At 63.7% G+C, this 20,258-nt stretch carries 15 protein-coding genes; 4 read left to right on the top strand and 11 right to left on the bottom strand.

Going from position 1 to position 20,258, the window contains the following annotated elements; translation table 11 throughout:
* Nucleotides 1–203: 203 nt before the first annotated feature.
* The 11 genes from P0M04_RS21090 to P0M04_RS21040 form a co-directional block, all read right to left on the bottom strand.
* On the bottom strand, nucleotides 204–1,307 hold the full coding sequence (locus P0M04_RS21090) for an SGNH/GDSL hydrolase family protein (protein ID WP_259447163.1): 1,104 nt from the start codon (nucleotides 1,305–1,307) through the stop codon (nucleotides 204–206).
* Nucleotides 1,308–1,315: 8 nt separating this feature from the next.
* Entirely contained in the window at nucleotides 1,316–3,517 is a 2,202-nt protein-coding gene (locus P0M04_RS21085) for an outer membrane protein assembly factor BamB family protein (RefSeq protein WP_259447164.1), read from the bottom strand.
* Nucleotides 3,518–3,672: 155 nt separating this feature from the next.
* Entirely contained in the window at nucleotides 3,673–4,833 is a 1,161-nt protein-coding gene (locus P0M04_RS21080; protein WP_281042059.1) for a Gfo/Idh/MocA family protein, read from the bottom strand.
* A complete protein-coding gene (locus P0M04_RS21075) occupies nucleotides 4,830–5,885 on the bottom strand; it encodes a sugar phosphate isomerase/epimerase family protein (protein WP_259447166.1) in 1,056 nt (351 codons plus the stop codon). Before P0M04_RS21075 ends, P0M04_RS21080 begins: the two co-directional genes overlap by 4 nt.
* A gap of 27 nt (nucleotides 5,886–5,912) precedes the next feature.
* Nucleotides 5,913–6,875, bottom strand: a complete 963-nt coding sequence (locus tag P0M04_RS21070) for a substrate-binding domain-containing protein (protein WP_259447167.1) — start codon at nucleotides 6,873–6,875, stop codon at nucleotides 5,913–5,915.
* Nucleotides 6,876–6,917: 42 nt separating this feature from the next.
* Nucleotides 6,918–7,856, bottom strand: coding sequence for an ABC transporter permease (locus P0M04_RS21065; protein WP_259447168.1), 939 nt, complete (start codon nucleotides 7,854–7,856; stop codon nucleotides 6,918–6,920).
* Between the two features lie 76 nt (nucleotides 7,857–7,932).
* Nucleotides 7,933–9,426 carry a sugar ABC transporter ATP-binding protein gene (locus P0M04_RS21060; RefSeq protein ID WP_259447169.1) on the bottom strand — a complete coding sequence of 498 codons (1,494 nt, stop codon included), beginning with the start codon at nucleotides 9,424–9,426 and terminating at the stop codon, nucleotides 7,933–7,935.
* Between the two features lie 79 nt (nucleotides 9,427–9,505).
* Nucleotides 9,506–10,366, bottom strand: coding sequence for a sugar phosphate isomerase/epimerase family protein (locus P0M04_RS21055; RefSeq protein ID WP_259447170.1), 861 nt, complete (start codon nucleotides 10,364–10,366; stop codon nucleotides 9,506–9,508).
* Nucleotides 10,367–10,515: 149 nt separating this feature from the next.
* Nucleotides 10,516–11,403, bottom strand: coding sequence for an AraC family transcriptional regulator (locus P0M04_RS21050; protein ID WP_259447171.1), 888 nt, complete (start codon nucleotides 11,401–11,403; stop codon nucleotides 10,516–10,518).
* 208 nt (nucleotides 11,404–11,611) lie between these two features.
* Complete coding sequence (locus P0M04_RS21045) at nucleotides 11,612–13,711, bottom strand: TonB-dependent receptor family protein (RefSeq protein ID WP_371877204.1); 2,100 nt, start codon at nucleotides 13,709–13,711, stop codon at nucleotides 11,612–11,614.
* Nucleotides 13,712–13,805: 94 nt separating this feature from the next.
* Nucleotides 13,806–14,231 (bottom strand): FAD-dependent monooxygenase, encoded by a 426-nt coding sequence (locus P0M04_RS21040; RefSeq protein ID WP_259447173.1) that lies wholly within the window; start codon nucleotides 14,229–14,231, stop codon nucleotides 13,806–13,808.
* 704 nt (nucleotides 14,232–14,935) lie between these two features.
* Between P0M04_RS21040 and P0M04_RS21030 the strand changes: the two genes are divergently transcribed.
* From P0M04_RS21030 to P0M04_RS21015, 4 genes are all read left to right on the top strand, one after another.
* Nucleotides 14,936–15,994 (top strand): LacI family DNA-binding transcriptional regulator, encoded by a 1,059-nt coding sequence (locus P0M04_RS21030; RefSeq protein WP_259447174.1) that lies wholly within the window; start codon nucleotides 14,936–14,938, stop codon nucleotides 15,992–15,994.
* Between the two features lie 11 nt (nucleotides 15,995–16,005).
* Nucleotides 16,006–16,929: a LysR family transcriptional regulator gene (locus P0M04_RS21025; RefSeq protein ID WP_259447175.1), complete on the top strand. Its 924-nt coding sequence runs from the start codon at nucleotides 16,006–16,008 to the stop codon at nucleotides 16,927–16,929.
* Between the two features lie 96 nt (nucleotides 16,930–17,025).
* Nucleotides 17,026–18,102 carry a glucokinase gene (glk, locus tag P0M04_RS21020; RefSeq protein WP_259447176.1) on the top strand — a complete coding sequence of 359 codons (1,077 nt, stop codon included), beginning with the start codon at nucleotides 17,026–17,028 and terminating at the stop codon, nucleotides 18,100–18,102.
* A 116-nt stretch (nucleotides 18,103–18,218) separates the two neighbouring features.
* Nucleotides 18,219–20,192, top strand: coding sequence for a glycoside hydrolase family 3 protein (locus P0M04_RS21015; protein ID WP_259447177.1), 1,974 nt, complete (start codon nucleotides 18,219–18,221; stop codon nucleotides 20,190–20,192).
* Nucleotides 20,193–20,258: the final 66 nt, after the last annotated feature.

Genomic DNA, 20,258 nt, shown 5'->3' with positions numbered 1-20,258 from the left:
GGTACTCATTTCTACGACAAATCGAATATTCGGACTTACAACTATCGGTTTGGCGGATGGATGCTATTGACGCCATGCATACTCCGGTGCGTGGTGCCCGTCTGCAGGCGATACGGGCCAGGCATGCGCCAGAGGCTGGGCACGCGCTCCAGATTCTGATCGCGTAGTACCGGAATACGGCCGCTCTCGAGCGGCCCTTTTACTTACCAACCCATCTTCCGCCGGATGAAAGCGGTCAGCCTGGCGGCATTGTCCTGGTGGTGTTTCAGGCGCGGATGCTGGGTGTAGCCGGTGTAATCGAAGAACAGCGTGTCGATACGCGTGTCGCCGCCGGCGTGCATGCGCTCGACGGCCGTGCGCACGTAGCCGGGCCATGGAGACCCGGCGCGGGTGGCATCCATGCTGCCGAGCGCGCACACGATATAGGCCCGCGGGTACAGCTGGCGTACGCGCTGCACGAAGGCAGCGTAGGCGGCGATGCGCGCCTGTTCATCGGGCTCGGGCTGCAGTTTGTGGTCGCGACCGATCAACCAGCTGTCGTTCTGCAGCAAGTTGACCACGACCACGTCCGGCGTCCAGCGTGTGAAGTCCCAGCGCGTATCGTTGTTGCCAACCGCGCTCAGCTGGTCGTAGAAGTCCGGCATCGTAAACGGGAACCAGCTGATCATCACGCCGATGCCGCTTTGCGACGTCATGTGCAGTTCCGCGTCCAGTGCCCGCGCCGTTACGGCGGCGTAGGAAAGGTAACTGTTCTTGTCGCGTCCCATGTCGTCGCGGCCGTTCATCGGTGCCTCGTCGCCCATGCCGCTCGTGATGGAATCGCCGAAGAACTCGATGCGGCGGACCGGGCGCGGCGGAGGCGGCAGCAGCTGGCCGCCGTCGGCCAGCTCCAGGCCACGCAGCACGGTCGCGCCCTCCTCACCTTCCGTGCGCTTGGTGATGAGGAAGCTGTGTCGGCCCGGCGCGAGGCCGCTCGCCACCGCGTAGGTCTTGCTGCCCTGGTCCGCCTGCAGGATCAGGGGAGCCCCGTCCGGGCCGTCGATGAACACGTTGAAGTAGTTCTTCCCCTTCTCGTCGTCGAGCGTGACGGCCAGTGAGGTGCCGGTGAAGTTGCCGGCCACGCTCGTCGACGGCCAGGTGATCACGGGCGCCTTCGGATTAGTGAAATCGACGCGGCCCGTGTACAGCAGCTTGCGATCGTCCGGCGCGATCGGCACGCCGCCGGCTGCCAGCGCTACGTGCAGCAGGCCGGCGGCCAGCGCAAACGCGATTGCGACGCGGCGGTTCCGTTTATTCGTGGTTATCATGCAGATCATTAGCGTGGCAGCGCGTACGCTACCAGCTTTCCGCCTGCGGGCCCTTTTTTATTCTTGCCGCCGCCAGCTGCGATCACGACAAATTGCCGCCCACCCGCCTCGTAGGTAGCTGGCGTGGCCAGGCCGGCAGCAGGCAGCGACACCTGCCACAGCAGTTCACCAGTACGCTTGTCGAATGCCCGGAACTGATTGTCGTAGACTGTGGCGCCGATGAACAGGACCCCACCAGCCGTTACAACAGGGCCGCCATAGTTCTCGCTCCCGGTGTTCCGCAGGCCGCGGGCGGCCAACTCTGGATACTCGCCCAGTGGAATCTTCCATGAGTACTCGCCGCTGTTCAGATTGATCGCGTTGAGCGTGCCCCATGGCGGGGTCACCGCCGGATACCCGTCCGGGTCGAGAAACCGGTTATAGCCTTCGAACACGTAGCCGCCACCCAGGTCCGTATTCCCCCGAACTTCTTTCGATTCCTGGGGCGGGGCGGTGTCGTCCGGGTTGCGCAGATAATTCACGACCGCTTTGATGTCGTCATTGCCCAGCGCTCCGAAGGCCGGCATGCGACCGTTGCCATTGCGGACGATTCGCTCGATATGGTCTTCGGGAAGACGCTCGCCTACCGTACGGAGCGACGGAAACTCTGGCGGGCTGCCGCTGCGGTCCTCCCGATGGCATGCCGCGCAGTTGTTCAGGAAGACGGCGCGGCCGCTATTACCTGCTACCTGGGGCGCACGCTGCTTCAACCGCAAGATCCAGGCCATTTCGTTTGAATTCACGTACAGGTTGCCGGTTTCCGGATCGTAGGCGGCTCCGCCCCACTCCCCGCCGCCGTCAAGTCCAGGAAAAATAATGGTTCCCTTTTCACTCGGCGGATCGAATTGGCCTCTGCTACTGACCCCATCAAAAATCTTGGTCACTGCGGCGTTGGCCTCTGGCGTTCGTTTGGTCAAGAGGTCTCGGGTGACCTGTTGACGCGCAAATGGCGCTGGACGCGTCGGCAGGACCTGTTCAGGCGCCGTCACCTCTCCCGGGATATCCGAGGCTGGGTAGGCCTTGCTCTCGACCGGGAACAGTGGCTTGCCGTTATCCCGGTCGAGCACGAACACGAAGCCCGACTTGGTGATTTGCGCGACCGCATCGACACGTTTGCCGTTCCGAACTACGGTTACAAGGGTCGGGGGCGCGGGAAAATCGCGGTCCCAGATATCATGTCGCACGGACTGAAAATGCCAGACGCGCTTACCCGTCGCCGCGTCCAACGCCACCAGCGAATTTCCGAACAAGTTATCGCCCACTCGGTCAGCGCCGTAGAAATCCTTGTCGCCCATGCCCGGCGACGCGAGCGGCACGTAAACCAGACCGCGCTTTGGATCGACCGACATGCCGGCCCAGTTGTTGACGCCCATTGCGGTTTTCCAGGCATCCGCAGGCCACGTGTCGTAACCTTCTTCGCCTGGTTGCGGAATGGTATGGAAAATCCATCGCATCTTTCCTGTGTGGACATCAAATGCGCGAATATGTCCCGGTGTGCTGCCTGTGCTGCCCATCACAATCAAATCTTTAACCACCGCACCGGGCGTTACGTTGGATACCGAAATCGTGCCTGGCTCACGCCCAAGGCCTTCGCGCAGGTCGATACTGCCGCCTTGGCCAAATTTAGGATCCAACTTACCGCTGATTGCATCAAGGGAGTACAGACGCGCCCCGAATGTTGCAAGAATGCGCGCCTGCTTTCCGTCGCTCCAATAGGACACTCCTCGTAACCGCTGTCGAGTGAGGACGGGCTCGCCGTTCGCAGGGTCAAACTTCCAAAGCTCCTTTCCGGTGGCTGCATCGAGCGAAATGACACGGCCCTTCGGTGAGACGATATACAGCTTCCCTTTGACAATCAGTGGGTTAGCCTGCATATCGCCACCCGGAGCGGGCTTTGCGCCATCGTCAGTATCGTAGGTCCAAGCAACCTGCAGGCGTTTGACATTCGATGTGTTGATTTGCTTGAGTGTCGAATAGTGAGTGCCACCTGGATTGCCGTGATAGTAGGACCAGTCGGCACCAGCGCTGATGTCTCCGGCGCAAGCCAGACCAGTAGCGCAGGACATCACCACTGCCGCGATGGCTGTGCTGCACCTGTCAAGGGATAGCCTTCCGAGGAACCGCATTCTGAATGCCTGCTTCGATCTCATAGTCATGATGTTGCCGCTCATCTAATACATCTCCGTTGATTTTTCAAAGGTGTTTTGGCGCTGCGTTTGGCGCCGATATTCTTGAGGGGTGCACAGGTGACGCCTGTCGATGAAGCCGATGAATTCGCTCAGAGCTGATCGGGGTGCACGTCGCAATTCCTCGGGTATCGAGGACGTCACAGGCTGACCCAGCGCGACCCCCTGCGATCGCTCTCCAGCACCGCATCGATAAAGCGAAGCCCCGCCACACCATCCTCCACCGCCGGCAGCCATGCCGCGTCGGCTGGCGGCGGCTGCTTGGCGACCATCGCATGAATTTGCGCCGCCCCATCCCGGTATAACTGCGCGAACGCCTCCAGATACCCCTCCGGATGGCCACTTGGAATCCGCGTCGCATGCTCCGCGGCATCCCCGCGCACGCGCCCTCTCGTGAGCCGCTGCGCGCTGCCGCCCTGCGGCGTAATCCACAGCTCGTTCGGATGCTCCTGGTCGAACGCAAGGCTCGCCTTAGTGCCGAATACACGCAGCTTCAACGCGTTCTCGCAGCCGGCAGCCATCTGGCTCGCCCACAGCGTGCCACGCGCGCCGTTCGGGTAGCGCAGCATCACCTGCACGTGGTCGTCGAGCGCGCGGTTGGGCGTGAACGAATGCATCTCCGCCAGCAGCTCGTTCGGCTGAATGCCGGATACGAAACCGGCGATGTGGAACGCGTGCGTGCCGATGTCGCCCGTGCAGCCGGTCGGTCCGGCGCGGCGCGCGTCGTTGTGCCAGTCGGTCGCCTGGAAGGCAGGGTCCTGGGCTGCGGCGTCCGCCATCCAGTCCTGCGCGTACTCGACGTGCACCTGGCGCACCTCGCCGATGGCGCCAGCGGCCACCAGCTCGCGTGCATGGCGCACCATCGGGTAGCCCGAGTAGGTGTGCGTCAGCGCGAACACCAGGCCCTTTGCGCGCGCGAGGTCGACAAGCGCCTCGCCCTCGGCCAGCGTGATGCCGAGTGGCTTGTCGCAGATGACGTGGATGCCTGCTTCGAGGAAGGCGGTGGCAACCGGCGCATGCAGGTAATTCGGCGTTACGATGGCAACGACGTCGATGCCGTCCTCGCGGGCCGCCTCGGCGCGTGCCATCTCGCGGTAGTCCGTATAGCAGCGGTCCGGTTCGAGACGCAGTGCGGCGCCGCTCGCGATGGCCCGCTGCGCGTCGCTCGACAGCGCGCCCGCCACGAACTCGTAGCAGTCGTCCAGGCGCGCGGCAATACGGTGGACGGCACCGATGAAGGCGCCGTCACCACCGCCCACCATGCCCAAGCGGAGTCGGCGCGGGGTGTTCGCCACATTCATGCTGCGATCCCCATCAGCTGGCGCAGCTGAGCGCGGTCGACGCCGCTGCCGGCGAAGTCGTCGAACGCACGCTGGGCCACGCGGATGATGTGGCTGCGAATGAAGTCCGCGCCTTCGCGCGCGCCGTCCTCCGGATGCTTCAGGCAGCACTCCCATTCGAGCACGGCCCAGCCGGCGAAGTCGTACTGCGCCATCTTCGAGAAGATCGCTGAAAAGTCGACCTGGCCATCGCCCAGCGAACGAAAGCGGCCTGCGCGGTCGCCCCAGGCCTGGTAGCCGCCGTACACGCCCTGGCGTCCGGTCGGACGGAACTCTGCGTCCTTGACGTGGAACGCCTTGATGCGTTCATGGTATATGTCGATGAACGCAAGGTAGTCGAGCTGCTGCAGCGCGAAATGGCTCGGGTCGTACAGGATGTTGGCGCGCGGGTGGTTGTTCGTCGCTTCCAGGAAGCGCTCGAACGTCACCCCGTCGTGCAGATCTTCGCCCGGGTGCAGTTCGTAGCAGACGTCCACTCCCACCTCGTCGAACGCGTCCAGGATCGGCGTCCACCGACGCGCCAGTTCCGCGAAAGCCTCGTCGACCAGCCCGGCCGGGCGCTGGGGCCACGGGTACAGGTAGGGCCAGGCCAAGGCGCCGGAGAAGCTTGCGTGCGTGACGAGGCCGAGGCGTTGCGAGGCTTTCGCCCCCGCCTTCAGCTGGTTCACGGCCCATTCCTGGCGCGCCTTTGGATTGCCGCGTACGTGAGGCGCGGCGAAGCCGTCGAACAGCTGGTCGTAGGCCGGGTGCACGGCCACGAGCTGCCCCTGAAGGTGGGTCGACAGCTCCGTGATCTGGAGACCGTGGGCTGCGACGACACCCTTGATCTCGTCGGCATAGGTCTGGCTATCTGCGGCCTTTTCGAGATCGATCAGGCGCGGGTCGGTTGGCAGCTGGATACCTTCGTAGCCCAGCGACTTCGCCCAGCCGGCGAGGTGGTCGAGCGTATCAAACGGGGCGTCCTTGCCCATGAACTGGGCGAGGAAGATCGCCGGTCCCTTGATGGTCTTCATGAGAACCCTTCGTTTTGTGTTTTGTTTTTAGTACGGCGATTCCGGGAAGTAGAACTGTTTGGCGTTCTCCTTCGTGATCAGGACCGACGGGACAATCGTCTTGGCCGGCAGCGCCTGGCCTTTGAGCCGCGCCTCGGCCGTCATCTTGATCGCGTCATACATGAAGCGGGGCGAATACGAGACGTCAGCCCGCACCAGCTTGTCGCCATCCATGATCTTCTTGACGGCAAACTTGGCGCCGCCGCCGCCGACGACTTCCTTGATATCGGTGCGCTTGGCCTGTTCGATCGCCTTTTGTACGCCGATCGCCATGTCATCATCGGCGGCCCAGACGGCGTCGACCTGCTTGAAGCGCGTGAGGTAATCCTGCATGACCTTGAAGGCATCGTCGCGGTTCCAATTGCCGTACTTCGCGTCCAGCACCTTGATGCCCGAGTACTTCTTGATCTCCTCGTTGAAGGCGTTCACACGGTCGTTGTCGACAGTAGTCGGCAGGCCCCGCAGCACGACGATGTTGCCCTTGCCGTTCAGGCGCTTGCCCATGTACTCGGCGGCCAGGCGACCGAAGGCGGCATTGTCGCCGGCGACATAGGCGTTTTGCGCAGCCGGGTTGGTCAGTCCCCTGTCGACCACAGTCACGTACACGCCCTTGTTCTTCACCTGATTCACAGGCTGCGTTTGCGACGCCGAGTCCAACGGCAGGATCACCAGCGCCCCGATCTTGTTGACGTCGACAAGGTCCTGTATCTGGTTGGCCTGCTCCGGTGGCGTGCCGGCGGTTTTGACGATGACCTTCAGGTTCGGGTTGGCCGCTTCCAGATCCTTCTTGGCCTGGTTAGCCCAGTACACGATGCCGGCTGTGTAGCCGTGCGTGGCGGTGGGAACGGCCACGCCGATCGTCAGCCTGTCGGCGGCGTAGGCTTGGGTGGCGCCGAGCGCAATCACCGTGGTGGCGGCGAGCTTGATGACAGGGTGTTTCAATGAACGCATATCTGGCCTCAATTCTTTCGTTTCGTGTTGTCGAGCGCCGCTTCAGCGGCGACCACGCTGCAGGTAAGCAACGGCGATGATCACCAGGCCCTGCACGGCGGCGTTCAGGTGCACGCTGATGATGCTGGTGAGGTTAAGGATGTTGCCGATCACGGACAGCAGGATCGCGCCGACGACCGTGCCCAGCACGCGGCCGGCGCCGCCCTTGAGCGACGTACCGCCGACGACGACCGCAGCGATCGCCTCGAGCTCCCACAGGATGCCCGTGGTCGGAGTGGCCGACCCCAGACGTGGCACGTAGAGCACCGTGGCGATGGCGACGCACACGCCCAGCAGCAGGTAGGTCAGCAGCTTGACGCGGTCGACGCGGATGGCGGCGTAGCGCGCCACCTGTTCGTTCGAGCCGATCGCCTGCACGTGCTGGCCGAATGCGGTGCGGTTCAGGATCACGACACCGGAGGCGGCGACCAGCGCGAATACCCACACCGGGATCGGCACGCCCAGCACGCTCTGGTAGTACACGGGGCCGTAGGTCTCGGCCAGGTTGAAATCGAGCGTCAGCGCGCCGCCGTCGGACAGCCAGGTGAGCAAGGCGCGGAAGATGCCGAGCGTGCCCAGCGTGACGATGAACGGCTCGATCTTCCCGTGTGTGATCAGGAACCCGTGTACCGCGCCGAATACGGCCCCGAATACGAGCGCCAGCACGACGCCGGCAAGGACAATCGTAACCGGGCCGGGCGCGTGGGCGCCGGTGGCGAGGAAATTCATCGCGACGATCATGCTGCCGGCGATCAGCGCCGCCATTGACCCGACTGACAGGTCAATGCCGCCAGAAACGATCACGAACGTCATGCCGACAGCGATGATGCCGATGAACGCCGTCCGCGTGAGTACGTTCATCATGTTGTCGAGCGTAGCGAAGTCCGGGTTCATGAGCCCCCCGGCGATGCACAGCAGGATCAGCGCGACGACCGGACCCATGCCTTTGAAACGCGCAGATAGGTTTTTTTGTGCCGCCGTGGGTGTAGTGTCGGACGTACCCGGCGTGGTCGGCTTCCTAGGAGTGGTGGGTGTTGGTTGCATGGGCGATCAGGTTTTCTTCGGTGAGTTGGTCCGGTCCAAGCATGGCCTGCAGGTGGCCACCGTGCAGCACAGCGACCCGGTGCGATAGACCGATCAGTTCGATCAGTTCGGACGAGATGACGACGACGGCGCGACCTTCCGCCGCCAGGCGGTGTATCAATGCATAGATGTCGCGCTTGGCGCCGACGTCTACACCGCGCGTAGGCTCGTCCAGCACGATCACGCGTGGGTTCGAATGCAAGTACTTCGCCAACGCGAGCTTCTGCTGGTTGCCGCCGGAGAGGGAACGGGCCGCGCAGTCCCGATCGCGCAGGCGGATGCCGAAATCGTGGATCGCCTTGTCGAGCGCGGCGCGACCGGCATTCAGGTCGAGCCATGGATGTGCGTACTTCTCCAGCGTCATCATGGTCAGGTTTTCGCGCAGCCCGAGATCCACGTGCAGGCCCTTGCCCTTGCGGTCCTCGGACAGGTAGGTAAAACCCAACTCCATGGCGTCGCGCGGATCGCGGATGTCGACGGCGCGCCCCTCCAGTTCGACGAGCCCCGCGCTCTTTTTGCGCAGGCCGAGCAGCGCCTCGAACGCTTCCGTGCGGCCGGCACCAACCAGGCCCGCGAAGCCGAGAATCTCGCCGGCGCGCACTTCAAACGAGAGGTTCTCGACCCACCCAGGTACGATCAGGTCTGTCACGCGTAGCAGCGCGGGCGCATCGGGCGTCACGTACTTCTTTGGCGGGAACATGTCGGACACATCGCGGCCGACCATCAGGTTGGCCATCTGGCGGCGATCGACGTCGGCCGTGGCGGCGCGCGTGACGAAGCTCCCATCGCGCATGACGACGACTTCGTCGGTGTGCGCTTCCATCTCGTCGAGCTTGTGCGAAATGTAGACGATGGTCACACCTTCGCTTTTCAGACGGGACATCAGCTCGAACAGTCTGACCGTCTCGCCGGGCGAAAGGCTGGCCGTCGGTTCGTCCATGATAAGGAGGCGGGCCTTGCGGGAAAGCGCCTTGGCGATTTCGACGAGCTGCTTTTCGGCGACGATCAGTTCCGACACGCGCGTGTCCGGATCGACGTCGAGGCCCACCTGCGCAAGGTAAGTGGCCGCCTCGCGTGACATCGCCTCGCGGTCGAGGAGCAGACCGCGCGTCTTTTCATGGCCGAGGAAAATGTTTTGGGCGATCGTCAGGTGCTCGGCCAGGTTGAATTCCTGGTGGATCAGGCTAATGCCCAGCTTTTCCGCTTCGCGCGCGTCAGCGAAGTGGCGAGGCACGCCATCGATGAGCAGCTGGCCGGCCGTGACGCGCTCATAGCCGGCCAGGATCTTCATCAGGGTCGACTTGCCCGCGCCGTTCTCCCCGAGCAGGCCGACGACGCGCCCGGGCTTGAGCGCGAAGTCGACGCCATGCAGCACGCGCACGGGACCGAAATCCTTGACGATGTTGTTGAAACGGACAGAGAGACTCATGGTTTCATAGAAGGTTGCAGCTTCGACCGACGTTACAAGTACGTAGTAACGTCGGCCGCTACTTTGGCAAAGTGGGTGATTACTTGGCGTTGACCGTATCCAGCACGGATTTCAGCCCCTTGTAGGATGCTGTCACCGCCTCCAGTTGCCCCATGCCCTTCGGATACTCTTCCTGCTCGATGATGATCCAGTCGGTGCCGCCGACCTGCTCGACGGCTTTCGTCAGGCCGATCCAGTCCGTCTTGTCCTGGCCGATGATCGGCGTGCCGCCGGTCGCGCCTTTGACGAACTTGGCCTTGAAGTGGGTCGTATAGGTGCGGCCCGGGTATGCGTTCACGTAGTGGATAGGATCCTTGCCGGCGTACGTGGTCCAGCCCACGTCCTGCTGCATGATGACGCCCTTCGGCGTGTTTTTGGCGATCACGTCCCACGGGGTGCTGCCGACGTCGCCGATCATTTCCTGCTCGTGGTTGTGGTAGCCGATGCGCATGCCTTTTGCGGCGAGCTTGGCCTGCATCGCGGACAGCTCTTTGCTCATCTCGGCGGCCTCTCCTGGCGTCGCGCCACGCTTGTCCATCGAGATCACGAGGTTCTTGCAGCCGACCGCCTCGTAGTACGCGACCAACTTGTCGAACTGGGCGCCTTCCAGCGCACTGAATCGCGTATGGGCCCCGGCGCACTCGAGCCGGTTTTTGGCCAGGAAGGCCTTCAGGCCCGCCGGATTGTTCTCGTACGGACCGAGAACGCCGGCGAATTCCACGCCTTGGATGCCCAGCTGGGCGATCTTGATCAGCGTGCCTTCGAAGTCCTGCTTGATCTCGTCCTTCACGGACCACAGTTGCACGCCGACCTTCGGCTCGGCGTGGGCGCCGGCTGCGTGCGACGCGCACGCGGCGCCCAGCAGGGTCATGAGCACAGTTGCTTTGATTGCTTGTTTCATCGTGTCTCCAGTAGTGTTCTTTTGCGGTTCAGAATTCTTCGACTACGGCGTGAACCTTGCCGCGATCCCGAAAGGTTCACGGCGCCGGGTTCTCGCCGACATAACCGGCGCGGCGTATGTCTGTCGGGGTATTGCGATTGCTACCTCCGCTACGTTTGCTGCGCCCTGTTCGCCGGTCGGGCCGCGCCGCGCCGCACCGTCGAGGCGCGTTCGGCCGCCAGCGATAGCTGGTACTGCTTGGGCGTGATACCCACCACGCTGCGGAACTGCTTCGTGAAATAACTCTGGCCGCCGAATCCCGTCTCCATTGCAACGCGCGCGATGCTGTTCGCGGTAGGCAGCAGGCGGCACGCCTCGTGCACTTTCATGTGCAGGATGTACTGTTTCGGAGTGAGTGCAAAGTGCTGCTTGAACTTGCGCTCGAACGTCGACAGCGACATGCACGACAGCTTGGCCAGATGGTCTATGCTGACGCTGTCCATCAGGTGTTCTTGCAGGTATTCGATGCAGGCCTTGAATTCGCGAAACGGGGCGATCACGTCCTGCGAGCGCTGCGCGTCGCGCGAGAAGCCTTCAATGCCGACCACTTCGCCCTGGCTGTTACGGATCGCCGCCTTGGTCGTGAACAGCCAGGTCAGTTCGCCATTGTCGCCACCGATCACCTCCAGCTTGTCCTTGACGATAACGCCGCGCTCCATGACAGAGAGGTCGTCGGCACGGATACGGTCAGCGATATCGCGTCGGAAGAAGTCGTGGTCGGTCTTGCCGATGATGTCGTTGACGTCAAGCAGCGAGTGCTTTTCCTGCAGCAGACGGTTACCCCAAACGAACTGGCCGGCGCGGTTTTTGGCAAAATAGTAGGTATCGGACAACGTATCGAACAGCAGGCTCGGTGTCGAGATGCCATGCTCGGCAAAAAAATTAGCACATTTCTCATGCCTGACACTAAGCTCCGCGCCGGCGGACCCAATGTCTTTCCGGTCCCTTGCCAGTGCCTGGGCAGTAACGCTACCCACGCCATTGACGAGCATGCTCATTCTGCGGTGTCCTCGTTTGCGTTATGCAAGAATAGTAGCATTGGGAAATTGAAGGATGTGTCAGGAAATCGGAAAAATTTATAACGATTTCGGCAATCGCCTTCCGGCCAGTTTCGCAATATCGATAACCTGCTTGCCGTCCCGGATCGCAAAAGCGTGGGGAGCGGCGACACTTGTTCTGATCGCGACACGACGGCACTTCCCCCTCTCAGAATTGATACTGGACGCTGGCGCCCAGCACCCAGTTGCGGCCCGGCGCCGCCTCGTAATAGCGCTTGTTGCTGTCGCCGACGATGACGGAGCCGACGTACGTGCGGTCGAACACGTTGTTCACGCGCGCGTACTCGCGCACGCGCCACGCGCCCAGCGGCTGGCTGGCCTGTACCCGCGCGTTGACGATCGCGTAGCCCGGCGCCGGCGTCGCCGCGTTGGCGTCGTCCGGGTAGACCTTGCCGCTGGCGATGGTCTCCAGCGCGGCCTGCAGGCGGCCGTCCGCATCCTTCCACGCCAGTTCGCCGAACAGGCTCGTTCGCGGCACGCCCGGCAGGCGGTTGCCTTCGGCGACGCCGGTGAACGCCTCGTCGTAGATCGCGCGCAGCACCGTGGCCGCCACGCGGGCGGAGAACCCTGCGCGCAGGTCGGCGTCGAGCGACAGTTCCAGGCCCTGGCGCAGGGTGGCGCTCGCGTTGCGGTAGGTGGTGCGGCCGCCGCTCGAACTGTCGACGACCAGCTCGTCGTGCGTGCGCACCTGGAACAGGGCCGCATTGACGCGCACGTCCTGGCCGATCAGGGCCTTGGCCCCAAGCTCCAGCTGCGTGCTCGTGGCCGCGCCGAGGCGGTAGTTGAAGCCGTTGCCCGTGCCCGAGTAAAAGACTTCGTTCAGCGTCGGCGTCTCGAAGCCGCGCGCCGCGCTGGCATAGACGTTCAATGTCGGCGTGACCTTGTACAGTGCGCCGAGCAGCTGCGTCGTGTGGCGGTAGTCGACGCTGCCGCCGTCGTTGCCGTTCGCGAGATAGTGGTCGTCCACGTCGAAGCTCACGCGGCTGTGGCGCAGGCCGCCCGTGAACACCCACTGTCCACGCTCCCATTCCAGCTGCAGGTAAGGATCGACGTTGCGCACCTCGTCTTCCTCGTCGCGGCGCAGGTTCCCCTTCACGCCGAACGTGGTGCCGACGTAGTTCTCGTACCCCTTGCGGGCATCGTTCGATTTACCGGCTTCCAGGCCGACGGTCGTGCGGAGACTCCCATCGCCGAGCGGGCGCACCATCAGCCAGTTCGCGTCGATACCATAAAAATCGCGGTCGAAATCGACCACGCCGCCGGAATGGCTGGCCGGGGCCTGGAACGCCTTCGAGAAGGACTGGTACTGGATCACGCTGCGGTTGCCGCCGTAGACCGCGACGTGCAGGCGGTCCTGGCCGAACTTCTCGTCCCACGCGAGGCCGACCTGCGTGTGGTGGATGCTTTTACGGGTGTCGTAGCGGTCGGCCAGGGTGCGCTTGGGCGTCTGCGTATCCGTCGTGTCGATCTCGCCCGCGCGCGGGTCGTGCTGGAACGTGGCCCACGTCACGCCGAGCGGGTCCTGCGTGTCGTCCTGGCGCAAGCCGCTCGCCGTCACGGTCAACTTGCCTGTGACGGACGTGTCGAACGTCAGTTTGGCATAGGCCTGGTCGCGCGTGGCGGCGCTGTGGGCGCGGTAGCCGTCCGTCTCGAAACGCGAGCCGTCCAGCAGCCAGCCGAAGGCGCCCTGTTTGCCGCCCGTGTTGACATCAAGCTTGCGCATGCCGTCGCTGCCGGCGGAGACATTCGTTTCGATATAGGGCGCGCCGCGTGGATCACGCGTGAACAGTTGTATCACCCCGCCGGCGTGGTTGCCGTACAAGGTGGAGAAGGGGCCGCGCAGGACTTCGATGCGCTCGGCCATGTCGAGATTGAACGTCGCGGCCTGGCCCTGGCCGTCCGGCATGGTGGCTGGGATGCCGTCGGCGACGAGGCGCACGCCGCGCACGCCGAACGCCGAGCGCGCGCCGAAGCCGCGCGACGAGATCTGCAGGTCCTGCGCATAGTTCTGGCGGTTTTGCACGACGAGTCCCGGCACGGCGGCCAGCGCCTCGGACGCGTTGACGCGCGGCTGGGCGGCGCCGATGCGGTCCGCGTCGACGACGTCGATGGCGGCCGGCAGGTCGAAGCTCGTGTGCTCGGCGCGCGTGGCGCTGACGACGACCACGCTCAGCGGCGTATCGGCCGCTTCCGGCGCAAGAGTGACAGCGGCGGCGTACGGGAGCGGGGCCGCGGCGAACAGTGCCACAAGAACGTTCAATCGATGCAAAGGTAATGCTGACTGACTCATGTTGTCTCCGTGTGTGACTCGTCCGGCAACGACAGCTCGATGAACGGGATGCTCATGGATAGCTCCTCGAATCGGGGCGACGAGCGCCGTCAGCGTCTCGGCGCATATGGGTACCGGACGCACGAGTGACATCGGCGAGAATACGCGCCAGCGAAGCGCGCATGATCGCGCAATCGCCCGGCACGTCGTGGCCGGCGATGCTCGGCGTCGGCAGTCTGGCCGCTCTGCAGCCGGTCGCAATGTAGCCATCGACGCTGTTCGATGCCGCGCTCTCTTCCATGAACGCGTCCATTACGCCGGGTTGAGGTTGCACGCACATGCTGGCGCCGGCCATGTTGTTGCCGGCGCCGTACGAACGCCAGTCCTGGTTGAGCTCAAGCAGTTCGACATCGATGCCGTGCTTGCGCAGTTCGATGGCGGCGGCCATACCAGAAAAGCCGCCGTCGATAATAAGTACCTTGTTGATGGGTGCTGCCATGTTTGTCTCCTTGTTCGCGTCGAGGCGGCCTTGAAACCCTGCATTTGTTGTGGCCGTATTCCGTCTCAGTGCCGTTCGTCCGCGACGGCGGCGGTCCAGCCGGCGCCCATTTGTCGCACCGCTGGAAAAGGACAGTTGCGAGGCGTTCGCGCTCATCGGCACGGCACGCGCGGTCCAGGCGTTGTCATGCAAATCTATACGGAGTCGCAGTCGACGTGGCAGGCGGGCTACTGAAGTGCCAGAACCGGTTCGAGCCCGTCTTGTGGCGGCCTGCCCCCCCAACGACCGGTAGCCTTTGTTCAAGAAGCGCGTGCCGGCCTGCAGTACCTCCATCGGGGCTTCCATGTGGAAGACGACATGCTCGGAGCCCTTCAAGAAATGAGGTGTCTGGATCAGGAGCAGCGAGTAGTGGTCATCTGTATCGGCTGATCAGATCAGGAATGCCAGCACCATGAGGTGAACAGGGGTACGTACATGAGAGTCTCCTTGATGACGTGCGGTCTTCCAAACATCATTTTTCCTACCGGGAAAAATCCATGAAAGTTATCTTATCGGCTTTCCCATGCCTTTTCCCACTATGCTGGATATCATTTTATCGATAGGTACGCATCGATAAAATCAATACCTGAAGTGTCTCTGTGATATCGGATTCAGGTATATTAGGTAAGCCTTTTCCTCCGACACGGATTTTCGATCTCACTCTAATGCCCGCCAAACGCCCCACCGACATGCGCTCCCCGCCCACTGACGTAAACGTTGGCACGCACAACACTACAAAAGCGGCGTCGATCAATGCCGTCGCAGAATATGCCGGGGTTTCCATCGCCACTGTCTCGCGCGTGCTTAATTCCAGCAAGCCAGTGAACGCCCACACACGAGAACGCGTCGAGGCAGCCGTAGAGGCGCTCGGCTACCGGGCCAATATGTTCGCGCGCAGCCTGATGCGGGGCGAAAGTCACCTGTTGCTGGTGCTGATGCCAGACTTCGCCAATCCGTTTTTTTCCGAAACCGTCAAGGGCATCGAATCAGTGGCGCGCCGGCAGGGCTATAACATCGTGCTCAGCGGCGCGCCCGACACGCTGGCGCGCGAGGGCCACTCACTTGACATCCTGTACAACCGCTTGGTCGACGGCGTGATCAGCCTGGCCAACTACCACGACCTCCCGCGTGTCCTGAGAGACGTGCCCAACCTGCCGTGGGTCTCGTGCTCGGAATTCAATCCAGAGAGTCATGTACCGCACGTAAGCATCGACCACGAACAGGCTGCCGTCGATGCTGTGCAATACCTGATCAACCGGGGACATAGGCGCATCGCCCTGCTCGGCGCAGACGAGAATTACGCGTGGGCACGCCAGCGCCGCGCCGGTTACGAGATGGCGTTACGCCGCGCGGGCCTCGTGATCGAACCACAGTTGATACGGATCGCGCGCGGTACGGACTATAGCTTCGGCATGGAGGCGGCGGGTGCGCTGCTGGCCCAGGAATCGCCGCCTACCAGCGTGTTCGCCGTTTCCGACACGCTCGCCATCGGCGCGATCAAAGCGTTCCGCCGAGCCGGTCGGCGCGTGCCGGAAGACATTGCCGTAGTCGGTTTCGACAATATTCCGCTATCCCAGGTGTTCGAGCCGGCCTTGACAACGATTGCCCAGCCGATGTTCGAACTTGGGGCAGAGGCTGCGAACCTGCTGCTGGAGCGTTTGGCCGGCGGCGCCCCGGGTTCGCGCACCCTGCAACATTCGCTTGTCGTACGCGAATCGGCCTGACAGGAAACGCCATGCGCTTCAATAAACTGGACCTGAATCTGCTTGTCGTCCTCAACGCCCTGCTCACGGAGCGCAGCATCAGCCGCGCTGCCGCAAAGATCCACCTGAGTCAGCCGGCCACCAGCAATGCGCTGGCGCGCCTGCGCGACTACTTCGGCGACGAACTTCTGGTCAGTTCCGGGCGCCAATTGCTGCTCACGTCGCGCGCCGAATCGTTGATCGAGCCCGTCCGCGAAGTGCTGATGCGAATCGACTCGACGATCGCGACCCAACCGGAATTCGACCCGGCGCTGGAAACCCGCTCGTTTACACTCCTGGCGTCAGACTTCACAACGACCATCTTGATCCCGCCCCTGCTCGAATCGCTGTTCCAGGCTGCCCCGGGCGTTCGCATCCACATGCGTAGCGTGACCTATCAGGCGGGCGAGATGCTCGAGCAGGGCAAGGCAGATTTTTTGATCGCTCCTTCGCAATTCCTATCAAAGAACCATCCGTCCAGCACGCTCTTCGAGGAGGAGTACGTGTGCGTTACCTGGAGTCGCCACACCCACGTGCGCGAGCAACTGACGCTGAACGACTACCTGTCCTGCGGCCACGTCACCCTTAACCTCTCCGCCGGACAGCAAGGCTCGGCGTTCGATAGCTGGTTTATTGATAGCTTCGACGTAAAACGCCGCATTGAGGTGACAGCGCCAACCATGGCCGCCCTGCCGGCGCTGGTGATCGGAACCGATCGCATCGCCACCGTGCACCGACGCGTGGCCGAGCAAGCCAGCACGTATCTGCCCGTCACGATATGGGAGCCGCCACTGAAGATTCCTCACTTGGTGCAAATGCTGCAATGGCACAAATACAAGAGCAATGACCCGGCCACGACCTGGATGCGCGAGCGCTTGACCGAAGTCGCCGAGCGCATCTGGGCATACACCAGCTGACGCTCCGGCGCACGCCACACAACCCCTTACTGTCCATCGCGGCACGCGCACGCTTGCCGCCAGGCCTCGTGCAACCTTCGCTTTCGAGAGATTTCCATGATCACATCCGAGCACCATCTGTCCCGTCCACACGCCCGCCCACATGCCTCCTCCTTGTTGCGGCCCGTGTCAGTGCAGGTCCCGACTTCCGCGCTGGCGCTGGGCTTTCCCCGTCTGGTGGGCGACGTCGGCGGCACGAATGCGCGCTTCGCCCTGATCGAAGGTCCGGATGGCATCCCTGCACATTTACGCACTCTTCGGGTGGCAGACCACGTCAATATCGCAGACGCAATCGAATCCTACCTGACCAGCCTCGAGCAAGACGGTGCCACGACGGATCGCCCATGCGCGGCCGCGCTTGCGCTGGCCACGCCTATCGGCGGCGACAGCGTCGTCATGACCAACAACGGCTGGCGTTTTTCCCGCCATGCCTTGCAAGAGCGACTTGGGCTGGACGCCCTTCTACTGCTGAACGACTTCGAAGCGCTGGCCTTGGCGCTGCCGCGGCTACGTCCTTCACAGCTGCGCGCGGACTTGCCGCGCCAGCCGTTGGGAGATGTCATGGCAGCCGTGGGGCCGGGTACGGGCCTCGGCGTCGCCGGTGTCGTGCGCACGCCGGTCGGATGGGTGGCATTGCCGGGCGAAGGCGGCCACGCGACGCTGGCACCGGCTGACGACTACGAAAGCGCCCTGCTGGTCCACGTCCGCCAGGCGCTACCGCACGTGTCGGGCGAACGGCTGCTATCGGGCCTGGGCCTGCCAACGTTGTACCGCGCTGTGGCGAACGTGAACGGACACGCCGCGCGGGACCTCGTCGCCGAACAGATCGTCGCATACGGCATAGACGGCAGCGACGCAATGTGCGCGGCAACGCTCGACGCTTTCTGTGCGCTGCTGGGCAACTTCGCCGGCAGCGTGGCCCTTACGATGGGTGCCCGAGCTGGCGTGTATATCGGCGGCGGCATCGTCCCGCGACTGGGCGAGCGCTTCTTCGCCTCGGCGTTCCGAGCGCGTTTCGAAGCCAAGGGGCGGTTCCGCGACTATCTGGAGCGCATCCCGACGCCTGTCATTACCGATACGCTCGCCGCCCTGAGCGGTGCCGCCGGCGCACTCGACCAGCACGTTCCGCGGTAGCCGAACCGTCGAATGCAAGCCACCCCGACCTCGCAACACGCCGGCCAGGACTCAGCCTTCGCTGCCGCCGCCGGTTTCACGCCGCATACTCTTTCTTCCACGACCAAGGATCACGCATGAATACCACCCGCATGGGCGCGATCGCCGCCTGCTGCGCCCTCTGGGGCTGTGCTTCCACCTCCGGCACCGCGCCTACCGCGCAAGCCATGTCGGGTAGCCGTACGGTTCCAGCGTTGTCGGTCGACGGTCTGCAATTCCGCGACCTGAACCGCAATGGCGTCCTCGATGCCTACGAAGACTGGCGTCTCACGCCGCGCGAGCGCGCGCGCAACCTTGTGGGCATGATGACACTCAAGGAAAAAGCCGGGGTCATGATCCACGGCACCATCGTCCTCGATGCCAAGAACGCGACGCTGGATGTCGCCGCCACCCGCAAGCTGCTCGAGGAAAACCGGATCAACACTTTCCTGACGCGCCAGAACGGCGACGCGGCGCGCCTGGCCGCTACCCACAACACGCTGCAGGCGCTGGCGGAACAATCGCGCCTGGGCATCCCCGTCTCGATCAGCTCCGATCCGCGCCATCACTTCCTGGAAACCGTCGGCCAGGGCGTGGCCGCCGGTTCGTTCTCGACCTGGCCCAACCCGCTGGGCCTGGCCGCGATCGGCGATCCGGCAGTCACACACACCTTTGGCGACATCGTGCGCCAGGAATACGGCGCCGTGGGCATTGCCGTCGCATTGTCACCGCAGGCCGACCTCGCGACCGAACCGCGTTGGTCGCGCGCCTATGCGACCTTCGGCGAGGATGCTGACGTCGCGAGCCGGCACGTACAGGCGTATGTCGAAGGCTTGCAGAACGGCGCGGAAGGCATTCGCCAGGGCAGCGTCGTCGCGGTGGTAAAGCACTGGGCCGGCTACGGCGCCGCCAAGGATGGCTGGGACAGCCACAACCCCTACGGGAAGCACATGGCCTTCCCGGGCGGGAATTTCGCTTACCACCTGAAACCGTTCGATGGCGCGTTCGCAGCCAAGGTGGGTTCGATCATGCCGACGTATTCCGTCCCCGACGGCGAGGTCAGCGTCGAAGGCATCACGCTGGACCACGTCGGCGGGGCCTTCAACAAGCCGCTGCTGACGGACCTGCTGCGCGGCCGGCGCGGCTTCGACGGCGTCGTGCTAAGCGACTGGGCGGTGACCAGGGATTGCGCGGAAGCGTGCATCGACGGCGTGCCCGCTGGCGCCTACCCACTGGCGTTCTTCCCGAAATGGGGCACGCCTTGGGGCGTCGAGATGCTCAGCGAGCGCGCGCGCATGGTCAAGGCGGTCGACGCCGGCGTTGACCAGTTCGGCGGGACCGACGCGTCGGCGCTGCTGGTGGACGCCGTCCAGGCTGGCGAACTGGCAGTGGAACTGGTGGATCGCGCCGTCATGCGCATCCTGCTGCAGAAATTCGAGCAAGGCCTGTTCGAGAATCCGTTCGTCGACGAGGCGCAGGCCGGCGCGCGCGTGAACACGGCCGCATTTCAGGCCGCTGCGCTCGACGCCCAGCGGCGGTCGCTCGTCCTACTGCAGAACAAGGGCGGTGTCCTGCCGCTCCGGGCAGCCGGCCTGAAAGTTTACCTGCGCGGGATCGACGCGGACACGGCGCGCCGCCACGGCCTGCAGGTGGTGGCCGAGCCCGAACTGGCCGATGTCGCCATCGTGCGGGCGGCCGCGCCGTTCGAGCGGCTCCACCCCAATTACATCTTCGGGCTGCTCACGCACGAAGGAAGCCTGGCCTTCCGCGACGGGAATGCCGACTACGATGCCATCAAGCGGATCAGCGCCAAGGTACCGACCATCGTCACGGTGTATCTGGACCGCCCCGCCCTGCTTGCCAACATCGTCGACAAGGCCGCAGCCGTCATCGCCAACTTCGGCATCGGCGACGCGGCCCTGCTGGACGTGCTGACCGGGATAGTGGCACCGCAGGGTAAACTCCCGGTCGAACTGCCGTCGACCGAAGCGGCGGTGGCGGCGCAGCGGCCGGACCTGCCGCACGACAGCGCGGTACCGCTGTTCCCATTCGGCTATGGCATGACCTACTGAGGATGTTGGCGCCAGGGCGGGACGATGCAATCATCCGGCCCGGCCACGCTGCCGTCGCGGAACCAG

Source organism: Telluria mixta (assembly GCF_029223865.1).
Taxonomy (GTDB): Bacteria; Pseudomonadota; Gammaproteobacteria; order Burkholderiales; family Burkholderiaceae_D; genus Telluria; species Telluria mixta.
Note: the sequence above shows the minus strand (reverse complement) of the source record. Positions and strands in the feature narration are given on the sequence as shown.

What these genes read in the sequence shown, in the direction of transcription:
- P0M04_RS21065 (WP_259447168.1), bottom strand. Translation starts at nt 7,856, where the DNA reads ATGGGTCCGGTCGTCGCGCTGATCCTGCTGTGCATCGCCGGGGGGCTC.
- P0M04_RS21055 (WP_259447170.1), bottom strand. Translation starts at nt 10,366, where the DNA reads ATGAAACAAGCAATCAAAGCAACTGTGCTCATGACCCTGCTGGGCGCC.
- P0M04_RS21030 (WP_259447174.1), top strand. Translation starts at nt 14,936, where the DNA reads ATGCCCGCCAAACGCCCCACCGACATGCGCTCCCCGCCCACTGACGTA.
- P0M04_RS21040 (WP_259447173.1), bottom strand. Translation starts at nt 14,231, where the DNA reads ATGGCAGCACCCATCAACAAGGTACTTATTATCGACGGCGGCTTTTCT.
- P0M04_RS21025 (WP_259447175.1), top strand. Translation starts at nt 16,006, where the DNA reads ATGCGCTTCAATAAACTGGACCTGAATCTGCTTGTCGTCCTCAACGCC.
- glk (WP_259447176.1), top strand. Translation starts at nt 17,026, where the DNA reads ATGATCACATCCGAGCACCATCTGTCCCGTCCACACGCCCGCCCACAT.
- P0M04_RS21060 (WP_259447169.1), bottom strand. Translation starts at nt 9,426, where the DNA reads ATGAGTCTCTCTGTCCGTTTCAACAACATCGTCAAGGATTTCGGTCCC.
- P0M04_RS21080 (WP_281042059.1), bottom strand. Translation starts at nt 4,833, where the DNA reads ATGAATGTGGCGAACACCCCGCGCCGACTCCGCTTGGGCATGGTGGGC.
- P0M04_RS21075 (WP_259447166.1), bottom strand. Translation starts at nt 5,885, where the DNA reads ATGAAGACCATCAAGGGACCGGCGATCTTCCTCGCCCAGTTCATGGGC.
- P0M04_RS21070 (WP_259447167.1), bottom strand. Translation starts at nt 6,875, where the DNA reads ATGCGTTCATTGAAACACCCTGTCATCAAGCTCGCCGCCACCACGGTG.
- P0M04_RS21050 (WP_259447171.1), bottom strand. Translation starts at nt 11,403, where the DNA reads ATGAGCATGCTCGTCAATGGCGTGGGTAGCGTTACTGCCCAGGCACTG.
- P0M04_RS21085 (WP_259447164.1), bottom strand. Translation starts at nt 3,517, where the DNA reads ATGAGCGGCAACATCATGACTATGAGATCGAAGCAGGCATTCAGAATG.
- P0M04_RS21015 (WP_259447177.1), top strand. Translation starts at nt 18,219, where the DNA reads ATGAATACCACCCGCATGGGCGCGATCGCCGCCTGCTGCGCCCTCTGG.
- P0M04_RS21090 (WP_259447163.1), bottom strand. Translation starts at nt 1,307, where the DNA reads ATGATAACCACGAATAAACGGAACCGCCGCGTCGCAATCGCGTTTGCG.